Here is a 15,448-nt window from a genome sequence, read left to right on the forward strand (position 1 = left end):
GCGACCTGGAAGATCGGCGCGTCCTCATCCTTGTTGATGGCGATGATGGTCTTGGAGTCCTTCATCCCGGCGAGGTGCTGGATCGCGCCGGAGATGCCGATCGCGATATAGACTTCCGGTGCGACGATCTTGCCCGTCTGGCCGACCTGGTAGTCGTTGGGGACATAGCCCGCATCGACCGCCGCGCGGCTCGCACCCACGCCCGCGCCGAGCTTGTCGGCGAGCGGCATGATATATTCCTCGAAGGTCGCTGCGTCCTTGAGCGCGCGGCCGCCCGAGACGATCACCTTGGCGCTGGTCAGCTCGGGACGCTCGCTCTTGGCGAGCTCCTGGCCGACGAAGCTCGAGATTCCCGCATCGCCGGCGCCGGAGACCGCCTCGACCGTGCCCGAACCGCCTTCGGCGCCGGCCTTGTCGAAAGCCGTGCCGCGCACGGTGATGACCAGCTTGGGATCGCTCGATTCGACCGTCGCGATCGCGTTGCCGGCATAGATCGGACGAGTGAAGGTCTTCTCCCCCTCGATCGACAGGATGTCGGAGATCTGCATCACGTCGAGCAATGCGGCAACGCGCGGGGCGATGTTCTTGCCGGTGGTCGTGGCAGGAGCGAGAAAGGCGTCGTGGTCCTTCATCAGCTCGGCCGCGAGCGGCGCGACGTTCTCGGCCAGCTGGTGCTCGTAGGCGGGATCGTCGGCGACGTGGACCTTGCCCACCCCTTCGATCTTCGCGGCCGCCTCGGCCGCCGCGCTGCAGCCGCTGCCGGCAACCAGCAGGTGCACTTCGCCGAGCTTGGCGGCGGCGGTGACCGCGGACAGCGTTGCGTCCTTTACCGAAGCGTTGTCGTGTTCGACCAGAACCAGCGTTTTCATCGTCTCTTCCCTAAATTCCGTTGTCCCGCAGCGCTCGAGGTGGTGAGCGGCCCTTCGATCCTTCGGCGTGGCTCAGGATCCGGGGCGAACGGGAGCAGACCTGCTAAGCTCAAGCGATCCCAAGCGCCTTGATCTTGGCGACCAGCTCGTCGACGTCGGCGACCTTCACACCCGCCTGCCGCACCGGCGGTTCGGAGACATTGGTCGTCTTGAGACGCGGCGCAGTGTCGACGCCGTAATCGGCGGGGCTTTTGGTATCGAGCGGCTTCTGCTTCGCCTTCATGATGTTCGGCAGCGAAGCATAGCGCGGCTCGTTCAGGCGCAGGTCGGTGGTGACGATCGCCGGAAGCGTGAGCTTGACTGTCTCGAGGCCGCCGTCGATCTCGCGCTTCACGGTGACGCTCTCGCCGTCGATCTCGACGTCGTTGGCGAAGGTGCCCTGCGGCCGGCCGGTCAGCGCGGCCAGCATCTGGCCGGTCTGGTTCGAATCGTCGTCGATCGCCTGCTTGCCCAGGATCACCAGGCCTGGCTGCTCCGCCTCGTAGATCGCCTTGAGGATCTTGGCGACCGCCAACGGCTCGACCTCGTCATCGGTCTGGACCAGGATCGCACGGTCGGCGCCCATCGCGAGCGCGGTGCGCAGCGTTTCCTGGGCCTTGGCCGGACCGATCGAAACCGCGACCACTTCCTCGGCCTTGCCGGCTTCCTTGATTCGCAGCGCTTCCTCGACCGCGATCTCGTCGAACGGGTTCATGCTCATCTTGACGTTCGCAAGATCGACACCCGTACCGTCCGCCTTCACCCGAGGCTTCACGTTGTAGTCGATCACCCGTTTCACGGGCACGAGGATCTTCATGCAGCTATCCTTTCCGCCTGGCAGGCTTAGCGCAGCAATTCGCGGGCAATGGTGTTCTTCTGGATTTCGGAAGATCCCTCGTAGATACGCGTGATGCGAATATCACGGTAAAGCCGCTCGATCGCGTAGCCCTTGCAGTAGCCGGCACCGCCAAAGATCTGCAGTGCGGTATCGACCGTGCGGCTGCCCGCCTCGGTCGCGAACAATTTGGCCATGGACGCCAGTTCGCGCCGCTTTTCACCTTGGTCATAACGCCATGCGGCATCCAGCAGGATCAGACGCGCAGCACGCATGTCGGTCGCCATGCCAGCAAGGTAGTGACGGATAGCTTGGAAATCGGCGATCACACTGCCAAATGCGGGACGCACCTTGGCCTCTTCCGTGGCGAGTTCGAGTGCGTATTCACCCATGCCGACGGCGGTCGCACCGACGTTCATGCGGCCTTCGTTCAGACATTCCAATGCGTAGTGAAAGCCCTTGCCTTCTTCGCCGATCAGCGCGTCCGGGCCAACCTGGCATTCGTCAAACGTCAGCTCGTACACTCCGGGCGAAGTTCCCATTAGCTCGATCGTTCCGGTTACGGCAAAACCGGGTGTGTCCGCGGGCATAAGGAAGGCGGAGATACCTCGACGGGGTCCCGCGCTCTTGTCCGTATAGGCGTAAACCGTGACATATTTGGCGTTCTTGCCATTCGAGATATAGGTCTTCGAACCGTTGACCACCCAGCCATCTGCGTTGCGGGTTGCCGTAGTCCGCATGGACCCCGGATCAGAACCGGATCCCGGCTCGGTCAGCGCGAAGGCTACGGGAAGGTCCCCGGATGCCATGCCGGGTATCAGCATTTCCTTTTGCGCGTCTGTGCAGTGATAGGCGATATTCTTGGCGCCTGGCCCCATCAGCGGGCGGATTTCGGTCCAGAACTGGGGCGGGAGGCGGGCAAGCTCCATCTGCACTGCTGCTTGCGCCAATGCACCGAGGCCCAGGCCGCCATATTCCTCGGGCAGCGCCATGCCGAAATAGCCATTCTCGACCAGCGTTTCCCGTACGATCGGCGGAACCTTGCCGGTCTCAACGAAGTCACGCTCCAGGGGGAGCAGGTCGTTCACGATGCTGCGGGTTGCTTCGCAGAAATCCTTGATCTCGTCGGGGAGTTCGAAATCCATAGTGGGCCTTTCCGGAGTCTCAATTCACTCTCCTTCGCGGAGAAGCATAATGGTCCTACCATTGCAAGTAGCGACTTAATCTTTGGCGCCATCTGGCGGGAGATTGCGCGAAGCATTCTGTTGGGAACGGATCAGTTCCCAACCATCCGTCATCAGCACGCTACTGATATTACGTAGGTTTCTCGCCAGCTTGCAGGACTGGCATTCATTTTTGACGACGACATTGGGAAGCTGGCTCACACTCCAAGCCCGCTTGGCCCGGCCAACTCACCCGCCCTAAGCCCCGGAAAACTTATGGCATTATTCTATTGAAATTGGCTTGCGCGCATGTGGCGATCATATTCTGATCTGGATCAGAAAAATGCCGTGTAGATCGGCGCGAAAATTCTGGAGAGAGGCATGTTCATCAAGAACACCTGGTACGTTGCAGCATTTGCCGCAGAGATCGAAACCGGCAAGTCCATTGCCCGCAAGTTCCTAAACAAGCCTGTCGTCCTGTTCCGCACCGAGGAGGGCGAGATTGCCGCGCTGGAAGACCGCTGCAGCCATCGTGCCATGCCGTTGAGCGCCGGACATGTTGACGGTTGTCGGATCCGCTGTGCCTATCACGGTGTCGAATTCGACGCGAAGGGTTCATGCGTTCGCATTCCTAATCAGGAACGCATTCCTCCAGCGGCCAATGTCAGAAGCTATCCTGTGATCGAGAAAGATCACCTGATCTGGATCTGGATGGGCGATGCCGAACTGGCAAATCCCGCCCAGATCATCGACAATCCTGAGCATAACGATCCGGCATGGACATGGCGCCCCTATAATTTCCCGGTCAAGGCTGACTGGCAGCTGATTATCGACAATATCATGGATCTCACTCACGTGCCCTATATCCATGCGGGGACGATCGGCGGAAATCCGGAGCAGCACTACGGCGCGGACACCAAGGTCGAGTTCGACGGCAAGCGCGTCGAACTGCTACGCAAGATGCCCAATTCGGTGCCGCCACGTTCCTACATCGATGCGGGCGGCTTCAAGGGCCGGGTTGACCGCTGGCAGGAGGTTCGCTTCGAACCCGGCCGTGGCATGACCTGCCGCGTCAATGCTGGTGGCTGCGACGCAGGCACTGGTGCATATGAAGGCCGGCGGGACAATGGGTTTGTCCTTGCTAATAATCATTTCATCACGCCCGAAACCGACACGACCAGCCATTACCTCTGGACGATCTGCACGACCGCAGATCCCGCAACAGGTGTGCCTGAAAAGCTTTTTGACCAGTTCTTCGACACCATCTCCGAGGACGAGGAGACGCTGGAGCTGCAGCAGCAGCGGATCGACGACGAGCCCGAGCGCAACTTCGTCGGCATCGCCAGCGACGGTGCGGTTAACCAGGCGCGCCGCCTGCTCAGCTCGATGTACGAGGCCGAGAACGGCCAAGGCATCGCAGCCTGAGCTACAAGCGACTGCCGTCTTTAGACCTTTTTGCAACCCTGGACTCAAAAGGAGCGGCACCCGGCACCGCTCCCTTCTTCTTTCCTGGGGTGTTACGATGGTGATGCTTGCTGCGCGCGATCGCGCCCCAGCTCTGCATAGGCCTCGTGGATCTCGCCGATCTCGATCTCGCGCGAGATCCAGGGCAAGTCGGTTTCCTCAAGGTGCCTTCCATTAAGCGTGAGTCACGACAACAGCTTCGCGCCCATTTAGCGCATGCGCAATCTACACTTCTTGCCGGTCACGACACCTCGCCGAATATCTGCGGCTCCGGCAGGAACTTGCAAGCCGGAGCCTCCAGCTTCGCCGTAGGCGCGCCTCATCGGCGGGCAGTCCGGTAAGCTGCCCGGGCTTTCGACTCTGCGAGCGACGAAAGGGCTTCGTTGGCGATCGCTCGAACAAATTGATCGGTGAGATCGTCGGCGCAACGCTTCGTCGCAACTTCCGTCACGAGTGCCGAAGCGCTCCCGCAAGATTGTAGGGATGCTCTCTCGATACGCTCGAGAAGCAACTGGCGTGCGGCGGGGGTCGCCAGTTCGCCCTCCCTGAAGGAGAAGTCGACCCGCTCGCCTGCGTTGGCGACGAAGGGTGCAGTCACGGCCAACAGCCCGACGGCGAGGAGTGTCTTGGAACTTGGCATACGAGTCTCCTTTCATGCTGCACTGCAGTGTAAAGAGGGGGATGCTGTGTTCCATCGCAAAGACATCAATGGCCGTTGCAATCCTAGAAAGTTTGCAAAATGATCCTGATATTCCACGATTATCCACTGCGCAAAGCGGATGTCTTCTTGAAGGATGCCAGCTCAGGAGGAAATTGTGCAATGCAACGAGGTCGGGCATAACCGGTCAGCAACAAGGAATTTGTCATTCGCCGCTTGCCCCCCACCGGTTCGCTGGAAGCCTTTATTGCGGCCGCTCGCGCCGGCTCCCTTCGCAAAGTGTCGGAGGACCTCAATCTATCGGTATCTGCCTTGAGCCGCCGTGTTCAGAAGCTCGAACTGCACGCGGGGCGCGCACTCTTCAGTCGCGGGGGTAACGAGTACCGCTTGAATGACGAGGGCCGCCGATTGTTCGCTGAAATCGAGCGACCCTTGGATGAGATCGCGTCTGCGTTCGAACGACGCGCCTCGCCAGGAAGGAAGGGACTGATCGTTGGCGTTCCGACCTCGTTCGCCACGGCATGGCTGATTCCTCGGCTCGATCACTTTCGCAAGGGCAATCCCGACATCGATCTTCGATTGGACACATCCGGATCTCCGATCGAAAAGCTCGGTGAAAGCCTCGATATGATCATCTTCTTCGCGGAGGACGGCGCAGAGCGAGTCGCGTTCGAGAAGCTTCGTCCGCAGGGAGCTTTTCTCGTAGCTCGAGAGGGAATCGTGGATCCTCTCGACGGTTTGAAGGCAGCGCTGCGCAGCACGCCGTTGCTGGTACACCGCCATCTGCCACACATCTTAGAAACCTGGGTAGCCGAGCTTAAGTTACCACAGGATGTCGAGCCGACTATCGACTCGTTCGATGACGGTCCGTTGCTGATCGCGGCTGCGCAGAGCGGACTGGGAATGGCGCTCGTGCTCGAAGACATGGTCAACTTCTACGGCAATGCGGCGGGTCTGGTTCGGCCATTCGGCGAATATGTCCGCACGCCGTTCAGCTACGCGATTGCAGCGAAACCCGCATCGGGGAGCGTCCACGCGGTCGATCGCTTCTACAGCTGGATCATCGAGGAGACTCGCAAGGAAAGCCAGGCAAGGCTCCCGTAAAAAGCTGGAGGCGCCGTGGCGCCTCCAGCATAAGTCTTGGGAGAGGTGCCTGAAGGAACATCCTTCCGACGACCCCGGCTTCGAGGATTTGGCACCGCATTGCCATCGCAAAAAGGGAAGGAGCCCGTTGCAGTAAATGCAAACGCCTCTTCCTAGGCTTCTTCGTCAATCTTGGTCATGCGCGTTGCTGACCGATGGCTCACCCGGAGAGCGACCCGGTGGCTCCTGCGCCCGAGGGCCGCGTTCAGACGCGACCGATCACCTGCAGATCGTCGCACAGGAATGCGCTTCGGGGGGGTGGCAGCTTGCATCCGGAGCGGACTAGCGGCTCCTGGGCTGCCAAGTACCGACAGCCGCCGTCGCTCCAGTTCAAGCACTTTAGGTCTCTCTCGCCGACATGGCTGACGCTCAGACATCGACATCGACACCGCAAAGCGGCCATTCGTTCACATACCGGGAGGAAGGCATCCAGGAGCAACGGTGAAATATCCGCCTTCGTGATCACAAATGAAAAGCACGACCCACTCGGTTGCTCAGCATCAAAACCAGTGGCTGGTGCTCAGGAGCCGACAAGTTTGGCTGCGATCGGATTCGGTAGAGGACCGATCTCCGGATGTCAGCACTTACGAGTATACATCCTAACGCAAATAGAACTCCACTGGGATGGTCAGTTCGAGGACATCTGGCTTGTCTTTTGGAATCGCCGGCAGCGGCTGTGCGCGTCTAAGCGTGTCAAGCGCTGCCTGATCGAGCGCGTAATGGCCCGATTTTCGCGCTACGGTCGCAGACAGCACCTCGCCTGCGCGATTCATCGTAAAACGGATGTAGGCTGTGCCTTCCTGCCGCGCAGCGCGCGCACGCGCGGGATAGCGGCGAAATTGTTCCAGATGAGCGAGCAGCAAGGCTTCCCAATCCGGCTTGGCATTGTTGGAGACCTGACTTGCCGCAGGCGCCGTGATCCGTCGCGGTGCGGTGGTCTCCGGCACAACGGGGCCAGGGTCGACGATCTCAACGGGTGGGCGCGGCGGCGCGCTTGGAATGCTGGGCCGGGGAAGCTGCACCAAAGGCGGCAGCATCAGCGTGTCCGGAGCCGGCTCAGGCTTTTTCTCCTGCCGTTCGACTTGTTCGGGGCCCGGAGCCACTTCGCGCACCGGCTCGGGCGGCGATGCCATCGGCTGCAGATCGACGACGATCAGCGGCGGTGACGACTGCGTGACGGAGGGAGGGGTGACCATCGGCCAAGTGACAAGCGCCCCTGCAAGGACGAGCGCTGCTATCAGAGCCGTTCCAACCAGACCGAACAAGCGTGTGCGCCAGTTTGTTGGCTGATCGCAATAACGACCGCCGCGCGCCCATGGCACATCGTCGGCCATGGGAGATCGAGGCGCTCGATCATTATTGCGGGTCACCATGATGGCGTCGCCGGAGAAAGCAGGTTTGTTGTAGCCCTCCGCGCCGAGACGTTCGTCGAACCGGGCGTATCTCATTGGCTATCCCCCGGTAGCGGGCGACTTAGTATCCACCCACCGCTCGCAAACAGGACGATCGCCACCGCGATAGCTGCGATCGCACCGGGATGCGCCATCCACCAGAACGCGAGATAACCGATCGCCATGCCGATGCAGGCTGCAAACTTTGCCTGGCGCGGCACCGCGCCTTCGTTCCGCCAAGCCCGAAGACCGGGGCCAAAGCGAGGGTGTTTCAGCATCCACGCCTCGAGACGCGGCGAGGATCGAGCGAAGCAAGCCGCCGCCAGGATCATGAATATCGTCGTAGGCATCAGGGGCACCACCGCACCGACGAACCCCAGGCCAATGCAGATGAAGCCGAGCAGCAGCCATCCTGTGCGAACCATACGGCCGCCGCGGACCACCTCGTCTGCCGACGATTCAGCCAAGGTTCGCATCGACATGATTCAGGACCCGCACGAAGGCAGCGATGGCCCCGTCGGTAACGCGGCCCTCTTCGCCTGCGTTCAAGGCTGCGCTATCGAGCGCGCTGGTGAACGTGCGCCAGTGCGCCGCGGGCCCTTCAGGCGCGGGAGCAAGGTGCCGTGCGCCGTGGCTATCCGACAATCCGAGCTTCGCCGCTTCCTTGCGGAGCAAGGCTGCACCCATGTTCGAGCCTTCCACGACGTAAAGCCATCCCAGCGCAGTAGGTACGTCAAGTGTATCGCCTGACGCAAAGCTAGGCGCCGCCGCCGACGGCGGGGCGGTCTGCAAGTCCGCCAGATCCGCAGTCACAAGCGCCAAACGTTGGCGCGATCTCAGACCAGGAACCAATGCCTGTAACCGGGCATCCTCGTAGAGCGCGGCGACGTCGCGGTGGAAGAGATACTGAACCGCCAGGAACCTCTTGTAGCGGTCCAGATCGTCGAACGAAGCGGCCGACATGATCGAACGATCAACTCTCTCATGGACGTGCTGGGTGAGCGCCTTGAGCCGCTTGGCGCGGCTCGTAGACAGGTCGGCGATGGTCGCGGTCATTGGCATGTCACTCCTGTTTGGTGGCAAAATGAGGGAGCCGTGAACCGCTAGAAGGCATGGCTGAGCCTCAGGCTCGCGGTCGTGCGGTTGTAGGAATAGAGCCAGTCAATGTTGCTCTTGACGCGGTTGTGCTGGACCACGGCTTCGGGCACGAGGCCGGCAAACTTCAGGGCCGGAAAGCGCGCGATTGCGGTGGCGTTGAATTGGTCGTCCTGGCGCTGCGCTTCGAACAATTCGCTGTACGCGCGGTATTTGCGATGCCGGTATGAGCCTAGCAAAAGCAGACTCGCACTGGCACCAAAGATTTTGTTGACGCCGAGCCGCGCACCCCATTGCCGATAGGAGTCAACGGGATCGTCGGTGTCCTTGGCCGCGAAGTCCGGGCCCCCGAACAGCGTCCAGCTCGAGGACAGCGAGTACCATCCCGTGAGGTTGATATCCGTCAGGGGGCCGCTCTGCGCATCATAGGCTCGCCGGCGATAGCGAAAATCCCGGTAATTGCCCTCAATCCGGAGCATCGCGCGAGGCGAAGCGACATGCGTCCATTCCGCGTTCACGCCGGGAGCATCGTACAGCACGGATGATCCGAGTGAGCCGATCTCGAACGAGGGCGCGAGAGTGACGGTGTTTCGGGCGGTCTGGTATTGGTAGCCAAGGCGGGCGATCGCCGTCACCTGTGAATAGTCGTGATGATCGGGATAGACGTCGCCGAAGAGCAGGCCCCGCGCTCTAATGCCGTGATGGCCGCCGAGCGGCACATCACGCCCCAGCGTAGCCTCGAAATTCACGCCTGCCGCCTTGATCGGATCGGGCACCTTGCGATCGAAGAGGCATGTCCCGTCGTCGGCTTCGAGCAGGCAGGTGTAGCTTGCCGAGGACTGGTTCAGATTCGTGCTGTAGCCCGGCCCGATGGCGATCGTGCCTTGCCAACCGCGCCTGCGCTTCAACGCGTTCAGAAATGCGTCGATCGTGCGCCGGACGCCGGCAGCCCTGTCCCCTTCTTCAGTCAGAAGTAGGTGAGCGTGCTCGAAGGCATGGCGTGCCTCACTGTCCTTGCGATTTTCGAACAGGACGCGCGCGAGTTCGAGTTGCCCGAGCGGGAAATCGGGCTGCAACGTCAGCAGCTCGCGGTAGTGCCCTTCCGCCACGTCCAGGTCGCCGGAGTGGCGGGCGAGGCCCCCCTTTGCATAGTGGACAAGCATAGGATCGCGGTCGGAAAAGCGCTCGTAAGCGGCAAGGAAGCGGCGAACATCGCGCCATTGCTGACGGGCGACAGAGATGTAGAGCGCCTTGCCCACGTCACTGACATTGTCGTCAACGGAATAGGTCTGGCCGTCGATTTCGAGCGAAGCTGGACGGTCGAAAGACTCTGCATCTTCAAGCAGATCGGATTCTGTGTCGCGCTTCTGCCGCTCAATCTGTTGGTCGAGGCGTATGCGCGTATCCTGATCGGTCGTCGCCTGCCCCACGGCGGCCGTGGGGGCGATCATCACGCCAAGGCACAGGAACACGGCCCCAGCGCGCTGTGCGAGGCGGAATTGCCAGGCTGCTGCATACATGATCGGTCGTTGGGGCAAACGCGGCGCTCATTCGGAACATGGAGGGAGGGAGGGCCAGAGCCGGAGGGAAGCGGCTCTGGCCCAAGTCATTCAGGAGCGATCAGTTCTTCGTGCCGCCAAAAGCGGTGTCGTACTGATTGCTGCTGAAGCTCACGATGCCGGCCAGAGCCTGCGCCGCCGATCCGAAGAACTGCCCGCTGACGTCGCCGTTGCTGGCGAGAGTGGCGGATGTGCTCGGGTTTGTTGCAGTGGCGGTGCCAAAGCCCAGAATCTCAGAGCCGACGATATCGGCAGTTCCGATATTGACCTTAAGGGCGGAGTTCTGGATCGACCCGGTCACCGTATCGGTGCCGAAATTGGCCGTGAATGTGCCGCTTAGCGGCGTGCCGCTCGAGGCATAGTTGCTTATGCCCTTCACTGTGTAGGTAGCTGTACCACTGCTAGGCATATTGCCGGCCGCGGTGGCACCCGTGCCGCCATAATAGACGGTGTGATCGCCTGCCGTGGCGCTGCCGGTCTGCGACCATTCACCGAAATAGATGTCGTGCGAGCCGACTTTGGCGAAGTCGAAGCGACCATAGGTGCTATGATCGTCGACGTCGGTCGTCGTGGCCGTGAATGTCGTGACGCCATTTCCATCGGTGCCAATGACATTCTGCAAGCCCAGGAAGTCGACATATTGGGTAGATGTCAGGGCGGGCACGTTGATCCCGACCTCGCCAGAACTGTGCGGCCCGCCATTGACGGTACTCTCGTCGATCTTGACCTTGGCGGTGTTGCTGGAATCGCCCACGACCTGGGCATGGGTGCTGCCGGCAAAGGCGGCGGACGCCAGGAGCGCAGCCGCAGCGAGCTTGAGATGCGCATTCAACATGGTAATTCTCCTTGAGTTGAGGCACCCGACCATTCGGGCGCTGTCATCCAGGGTCGCCACCGGCATCTCCGATTGAGCAGATTGATAGATGGGGTGGCGGCCCTGAATTCGGTGCATCAGAACTTCCCGGTCAGACTGAGCCGCACGGTGCGCCCGGGAGCAGGCAGCAGCGACCGCGACAGGGGATCCAGATAATAGCGGTTGGTGAGATTGAGGCCGGTCAGTTCCGCGCTGAAGCGCTCGCTAATCCGGAATTTTGCATAGGCATCGAAGGTGAGGATCTCATCCCAGGTGAACGGGATGTTCAGCACGCACCCGCCAACGCAGTCGTCGGGGTCCGTGAACTCGTCGAGCTGAGGATTGTCATATTCGCTATACCAAGTCAGTCGGCCGCCCACTTCCAGGCGCCGGTCGAGAAAGCGACCGCCAATGGTCCAGTTGACCGAGTCTTCCGGTATCGCCTGAGTGAGCAGGAAGCTGGCGAGAAAACCGTATTTCACGCAATCGGGCACGCGCCCTCGTGACGGATCCAGGGTTGCGGCGACACTTTCGTCGCAAGCCTTGTTGGTGGTCATATGACCGGCGCTAAGATCGGTGAAGAAACCCCCATTGTCATAGCGGGCCTGCAACTCGAAACCGGCGATCACCTGCTTGTCCAGATTGCTGAACTGCAGGTTTGTGTCCCGTTCGATCACGTCATGGGTCGTGTTGTGGTACCAGGTGAGCTTCAGGTCAGCGTGCTGATGCTCGCCGTTGAGGTGGAAGAGTGGCCTGAGGTCCTGAATGAAGGCAGCTTCCCAGGAATGAATCCGTTCAGGTTTGAGGTCAGCGAGGGGATTGAGCGATGCCGAAAAGCCGATCGTGCTTTCGAACATGCTGGGGAAGCGATAGGCCTGCGCATAGCGCAGATAGGCGCGGCTGCCGCCGCTCAGATAGACCGTCGCCGAGGCAGTCGGCGCCCATCCATGGCCGGACCTTCGCTTGGCTTCGGTAACGGAAACGGCCACATTGTTGGCGCTGACGACGCAGCTTTCGTCGATATAATTCTCTAGTGAGTCCAGCGAGCCATTTAGGCAGGGATTGTCGGCGCGGCGGAAATTGCCGTCAGCATCCGGTTCCCATATGCCGGTATGCTGCACTTCGAAGGGAGTGGGGTTGGCGATGTATCGTTCAAGATTTCGCGCAACAATTCTGTCAATTTGTTCCTGCGTGGCGCCAGTAGAGGCATATCTTTCCCTTAGATATGCTTCATAAGCTTCCGCGCCAAATTCGGAGGTTGCATATTCGGTATCAAAGCTGGGCGTTACAGATTGCGTGATCGACCCGCCGCGATATTCCAGAAGTTCGGGCAGAAAATCGTCTTTCGCCCAATAGCCCGAATAGGTAAGCCCGGCACTAAGTTTCAGGAACGACGCAGGACGCCATTCACCGCTGAAACTGATGCGATATTCCTCGCGCCGGCCCGCGCGTGGATACTGCCTCCAGCCATTCGCGACCGCATCGGTATACTGGTCGTCCGATCGCAGTTTCTCATGCTGCCAGCTGCCTTCGAGCAGGAAATCGAGCGCGGCGGTCGGGCTAAACCGGTTGCTAGCGGTAAAGCCGTAACGGTCATTATCGGCATTGGAGACCGCGCTGTTGATGATGATCGGATCTTCTTCGGATGCCGAGTTCGGAAACCCGCCTGCGCTATAGGTATCGCTGACCGTATCGGTCGCCCACAGATTGGCCTCGAGGTCGATCCAGCGGCTTTCGGGCTGCCATTTGTATTCGGTATTGTAAGCCTGGGCATGAACCTTGCTGAGCGGCCATTGCACATTGCCGAAGGAATCGACGCTACCGCTGAATATGCGCGTGGGCATGATCTCGCCGAATTTGGTTCGGCTGTCGCGGAAGCCGAGTTGAAGATACTGGTCGGGAGCGATCCGCCAGGTGGCTTTGAGCAGAAATGATTCCAGCTCGCTCGATGTGTTGGGAACCTCGTTGCCCGGCTCGTAATTCAGCCCGAGCCTGCGAACATAGTTGTCGGAGAGGTTAGCCGGCAGTTCCTCTTGCTGATAATAATCCGGCGCCGTCGTGCCGGAGAAATAATTGCCGCGCTCGCGGAAGGCATAAGCGCCGAACAGGTCGAAATCGCCGATCCGGCCCGCCGCGGCGATGCGGATTGCGCGATCGCCGAAGGAGAAGGCTTCGTTGTCGTCCTCCGTTCGGAGGTTTATCCGCAACGACGGGTCGCCATAGGGATAGGTGGGGCCGATTCCTCCGTCCGTAAAGCCGGGCACGTCCCTGTAGTCCTGCCCGGTGAGGAGCGTCGGCAGGCGCGGATTGGTCGAGTTGTTCCCGCCTTCGAGTCTGAATTCGACGCCGAAGGTCTCATCCGGCTTCAAAATGTCATCGGCATCGAGCGTATTGATGACGACAGCGCCGCCGGTCGAACCGTTCACCCCCCGGATGGACACCGGCCCCTTGAGGACCTGAACGTCCGAAATGAGGCTGGGATCGACATAGCTGCGGTTGCTTGCGCCATTATAACCGCGCCAGACTGTCAGCGCCTGTTCGGTCCCGTCGATGATGACCGGCACGCGCCCCGGCCCTTGGACACCGCGAATGCTGGGATCGAGCGCGCCGCCATTGCGGGCATCGCCGCTGAAAACATTCACCATGCCCTTCAGCACATCGGCGGTATTCACACCCTTGTAGCGCTCGACTTCTTCCTTGCCCGCGAAGGAGGACGAAACGTCGAGATCGTAAACTTCATCGTGCCCGCGAGCATCTTGTTGCGCTCCGGTCTCGCCGGCTGTCGTGGTCACTCCCTCGACACGAAGGGGTCCCAGCACGACCGATCCGGACGCGTCCGGATCGGCCGCACCGGTCGAAATCCGGCGAACGGAAACGATCCCATCCGCAATTCGCCCCACCAGGCCGGTGGACGCCAGCAGGCGGTCCAGCGCCTGCGACGGCGTCATTGTCCCCCTGACGCCTTGCGTCGAAAGCCCTCGGACCTCGCTCGCCTCCACGCTAACCTGCAGGCCCGATTGCCGTCCGAACGCGGCTAGGGCATCGACGACTGATTGCGGCGCTACGTCAAACGACCGGGCTTCTTCCGAAGCAGCGGCCTGAGCCTGCGCCTGTGCGGCCATCGGCGCGCCGAGCACGCCGATCGCTGCCGACGCGAACAACGCGCTTGCCCTCAACCGCCGCTTTGTAGATTCTTGGAAGGCTCCCCCGGAATTCACGTATCGTATTCCTCTTGCCGAAATTCACGGTTCTCACTCGCTAATGAGAATGAGTTGCATGACTTCAACGAGCCGGCAGCGGTGAATTCCAAAAAGAAAATGCTTCAGGCGAAAAAAGCTGGCGCAGGCTAGCGGATCGTCACAATCCGCAGCCACGGCGATACGCGCGTGACAGTCACGTTCTGTACCCGCGCTAGCGCTTCCAGCGCGCGGTCAGGATCGCGCAAATCGTAGAGCCCGCTGACATGGCGCGTCTCGAGCCCGGGCCCGCGCGCAAGGATATAGCCCTCGTACCAGGGGCGGAGGAGGTCGATGACGTTACCAATTGGCTGATCGTTGACGATCGCCACGCCCTCGCGCCAGCTCGCCACATGATCGGGCCGGATCTCGCCGCGGGCGGCTTCGCCGGCGCTGCCGACCGATACGGACTGGCCCGCCGTCAATTCTATCCGGGCCGGCTCTACGCCGCGAGGCGGCATAACTGCAACCCTGCCGCGCTGCACCGCGACCTCCGCTCCGGAATCGATCTGGCGCACCGAAAAGGCGGTGCCAAGGACGGTGACGGTGCTTTCGCCCGCGGCGACCGTGAACGGTCGGCTCTTGTCGTGCGCGACATCGAACCAGGCTTCTCCACGAAGAAGCTCCAGGGACCGACTCTTTGCGCTGTCGTCGAACGCGATAGCCGTATCAGGTGCCAGAAATGCCGTGCTGCCGTCGTCGAGCTCAACCACGCGCAGTTCGCCTGTCCTGGTGATCTCGTCTGATTGGAGGTGCAGCGCGAGGTCAGGCACAACCGCCCAGGCGAGGCAGGCCGCCAGCGCGGCAGACGCCAGCGCTTTAGCGGGCGACAAACGTCGGAAACGACCCGCTCTAGCCCATATCGACGCCGTAATGGGACGAGGCCGGACTACAGAGCCCGCGGCCGTCATCAGGCGGGAAACACGCTCCGTTTCCTCCCAGGCCTCGAGATGAGCGGAGCTGGTGCCGAGCCAATCCATGAAATCTAGCTGCAGCGCGGCGTTGTCCGGCTCGTCTGCTAGCTGAACCAGCCAAGCGGCGGCCTGACGACTGAGATCGTCGCGCCTCCGATCAGCCTCAGTTCCTGCGCTCATTCCCGTTCCCATATTCGTGACTGCTAGCGCTCGGCGGACGAAACTCCAT

13 protein-coding genes are annotated in these 15,448 nt (G+C 61.0%); 2 read left to right on the top strand and 11 right to left on the bottom strand.

Going from position 1 to position 15,448, the window contains the following annotated elements; genetic code table 11:
• The 3 genes from D2V04_RS13800 to D2V04_RS13810 form a co-directional block, all read right to left on the bottom strand.
• Window positions 1-869: electron transfer flavoprotein subunit alpha/FixB family protein (locus tag D2V04_RS13800; protein ID WP_147391810.1), on the bottom strand; the 869-nt coding region annotated here is incomplete at its 3' end.
• 109 nt (window positions 870-978) lie between these two features.
• Window positions 979-1,725, bottom strand: a complete 747-nt coding sequence (locus D2V04_RS13805; RefSeq protein ID WP_119512998.1) for an electron transfer flavoprotein subunit beta/FixA family protein — start codon at window positions 1,723-1,725, stop codon at window positions 979-981.
• A gap of 26 nt (window positions 1,726-1,751) precedes the next feature.
• Window positions 1,752-2,888 carry an acyl-CoA dehydrogenase family protein gene (locus tag D2V04_RS13810; RefSeq protein WP_119514317.1) on the bottom strand — a complete coding sequence of 379 codons (1,137 nt, stop codon included), beginning with the start codon at window positions 2,886-2,888 and terminating at the stop codon, window positions 1,752-1,754.
• Window positions 2,889-3,287: 399 nt separating this feature from the next.
• Between D2V04_RS13810 and D2V04_RS13815 the strand changes: the two genes are divergently transcribed.
• On the top strand, window positions 3,288-4,331 hold the full coding sequence (locus D2V04_RS13815) for an aromatic ring-hydroxylating dioxygenase subunit alpha (RefSeq protein ID WP_119514318.1): 1,044 nt from the start codon (window positions 3,288-3,290) through the stop codon (window positions 4,329-4,331).
• A 358-nt stretch (window positions 4,332-4,689) separates the two neighbouring features.
• Here D2V04_RS13815 and D2V04_RS13820 read toward each other — a convergent pair whose 3' ends face one another.
• The gene (locus D2V04_RS13820; RefSeq protein ID WP_119514319.1) at window positions 4,690-5,010 is read right to left on the bottom strand and encodes a UrcA family protein; all 321 of its coding nucleotides are present in this window, start codon (window positions 5,008-5,010) and stop codon (window positions 4,690-4,692) included.
• A 234-nt stretch (window positions 5,011-5,244) separates the two neighbouring features.
• On the opposite strand from D2V04_RS13820, the gene D2V04_RS13825 reads away from it, so the two are divergent.
• Window positions 5,245-6,132: a LysR substrate-binding domain-containing protein gene (locus D2V04_RS13825; protein WP_119514320.1), complete on the top strand. Its 888-nt coding sequence runs from the start codon at window positions 5,245-5,247 to the stop codon at window positions 6,130-6,132.
• Window positions 6,133-6,770: 638 nt separating this feature from the next.
• Here D2V04_RS13825 and D2V04_RS13830 read toward each other — a convergent pair.
• The 7 genes from D2V04_RS13830 to D2V04_RS13860 all read right to left on the bottom strand — a co-directional run bounded on the left by D2V04_RS13830 (window position 6,771) and on the right by D2V04_RS13860 (window position 15,411).
• Window positions 6,771-7,619: an energy transducer TonB family protein gene (locus D2V04_RS13830; RefSeq protein WP_228766456.1), complete on the bottom strand. Its 849-nt coding sequence runs from the start codon at window positions 7,617-7,619 to the stop codon at window positions 6,771-6,773.
• Window positions 7,616-8,038 carry a YbaN family protein gene (locus D2V04_RS13835; protein ID WP_228766506.1) on the bottom strand — a complete coding sequence of 141 codons (423 nt, stop codon included), beginning with the start codon at window positions 8,036-8,038 and terminating at the stop codon, window positions 7,616-7,618. The genes D2V04_RS13830 and D2V04_RS13835 overlap by 4 nt, the downstream gene beginning before the upstream one ends.
• Complete coding sequence (locus D2V04_RS13840) at window positions 8,022-8,618, bottom strand: biliverdin-producing heme oxygenase (protein WP_119514322.1); 597 nt, start codon at window positions 8,616-8,618, stop codon at window positions 8,022-8,024. The genes D2V04_RS13835 and D2V04_RS13840 overlap by 17 nt, the downstream gene beginning before the upstream one ends.
• Window positions 8,619-8,665: 47 nt before the next feature.
• A complete protein-coding gene (locus tag D2V04_RS13845; protein WP_228766457.1) occupies window positions 8,666-10,177 on the bottom strand; it encodes a surface lipoprotein assembly modifier in 1,512 nt (503 codons plus the stop codon).
• A gap of 100 nt (window positions 10,178-10,277) precedes the next feature.
• Window positions 10,278-11,168, bottom strand: a complete 891-nt coding sequence (locus tag D2V04_RS13850) for a Slam-dependent surface lipoprotein (RefSeq protein WP_228766458.1) — start codon at window positions 11,166-11,168, stop codon at window positions 10,278-10,280.
• Window positions 11,168-14,230, bottom strand: coding sequence for a TonB-dependent receptor (locus tag D2V04_RS13855; protein WP_228766459.1), 3,063 nt, complete (start codon window positions 14,228-14,230; stop codon window positions 11,168-11,170). The genes D2V04_RS13850 and D2V04_RS13855 overlap by 1 nt, the downstream gene beginning before the upstream one ends.
• Before the next feature lie 185 nt (window positions 14,231-14,415).
• A complete protein-coding gene (locus D2V04_RS13860) occupies window positions 14,416-15,411 on the bottom strand; it encodes a FecR family protein (RefSeq protein ID WP_119514324.1) in 996 nt (331 codons plus the stop codon).
• Window positions 15,412-15,448 lie beyond the last annotated feature (37 nt).

Source organism: Pelagerythrobacter aerophilus (assembly GCF_003581645.1).
Taxonomy (GTDB): Bacteria; Pseudomonadota; Alphaproteobacteria; order Sphingomonadales; family Sphingomonadaceae; genus Pelagerythrobacter; species Pelagerythrobacter aerophilus.

What these genes read in the sequence shown, in the direction of transcription:
- D2V04_RS13805 (WP_119512998.1), bottom strand. Translation starts at nt 1,725, where the DNA reads ATGAAGATCCTCGTGCCCGTGAAACGGGTGATCGACTACAACGTGAAG.
- D2V04_RS13810 (WP_119514317.1), bottom strand. Translation starts at nt 2,888, where the DNA reads ATGGATTTCGAACTCCCCGACGAGATCAAGGATTTCTGCGAAGCAACC.
- D2V04_RS13815 (WP_119514318.1), top strand. Translation starts at nt 3,288, where the DNA reads ATGTTCATCAAGAACACCTGGTACGTTGCAGCATTTGCCGCAGAGATC.
- D2V04_RS13820 (WP_119514319.1), bottom strand. Translation starts at nt 5,010, where the DNA reads ATGCCAAGTTCCAAGACACTCCTCGCCGTCGGGCTGTTGGCCGTGACT.
- D2V04_RS13830 (WP_228766456.1), bottom strand. Translation starts at nt 7,619, where the DNA reads ATGAGATACGCCCGGTTCGACGAACGTCTCGGCGCGGAGGGCTACAAC.
- D2V04_RS13835 (WP_228766506.1), bottom strand. Translation starts at nt 8,038, where the DNA reads ATGCGAACCTTGGCTGAATCGTCGGCAGACGAGGTGGTCCGCGGCGGC.
- D2V04_RS13840 (WP_119514322.1), bottom strand. Translation starts at nt 8,618, where the DNA reads ATGACCGCGACCATCGCCGACCTGTCTACGAGCCGCGCCAAGCGGCTC.
- D2V04_RS13845 (WP_228766457.1), bottom strand. Translation starts at nt 10,177, where the DNA reads ATGTATGCAGCAGCCTGGCAATTCCGCCTCGCACAGCGCGCTGGGGCC.
- D2V04_RS13850 (WP_228766458.1), bottom strand. Translation starts at nt 11,168, where the DNA reads ATGCACCGAATTCAGGGCCGCCACCCCATCTATCAATCTGCTCAATCG.
- D2V04_RS13860 (WP_119514324.1), bottom strand. Translation starts at nt 15,411, where the DNA reads ATGGGAACGGGAATGAGCGCAGGAACTGAGGCTGATCGGAGGCGCGAC.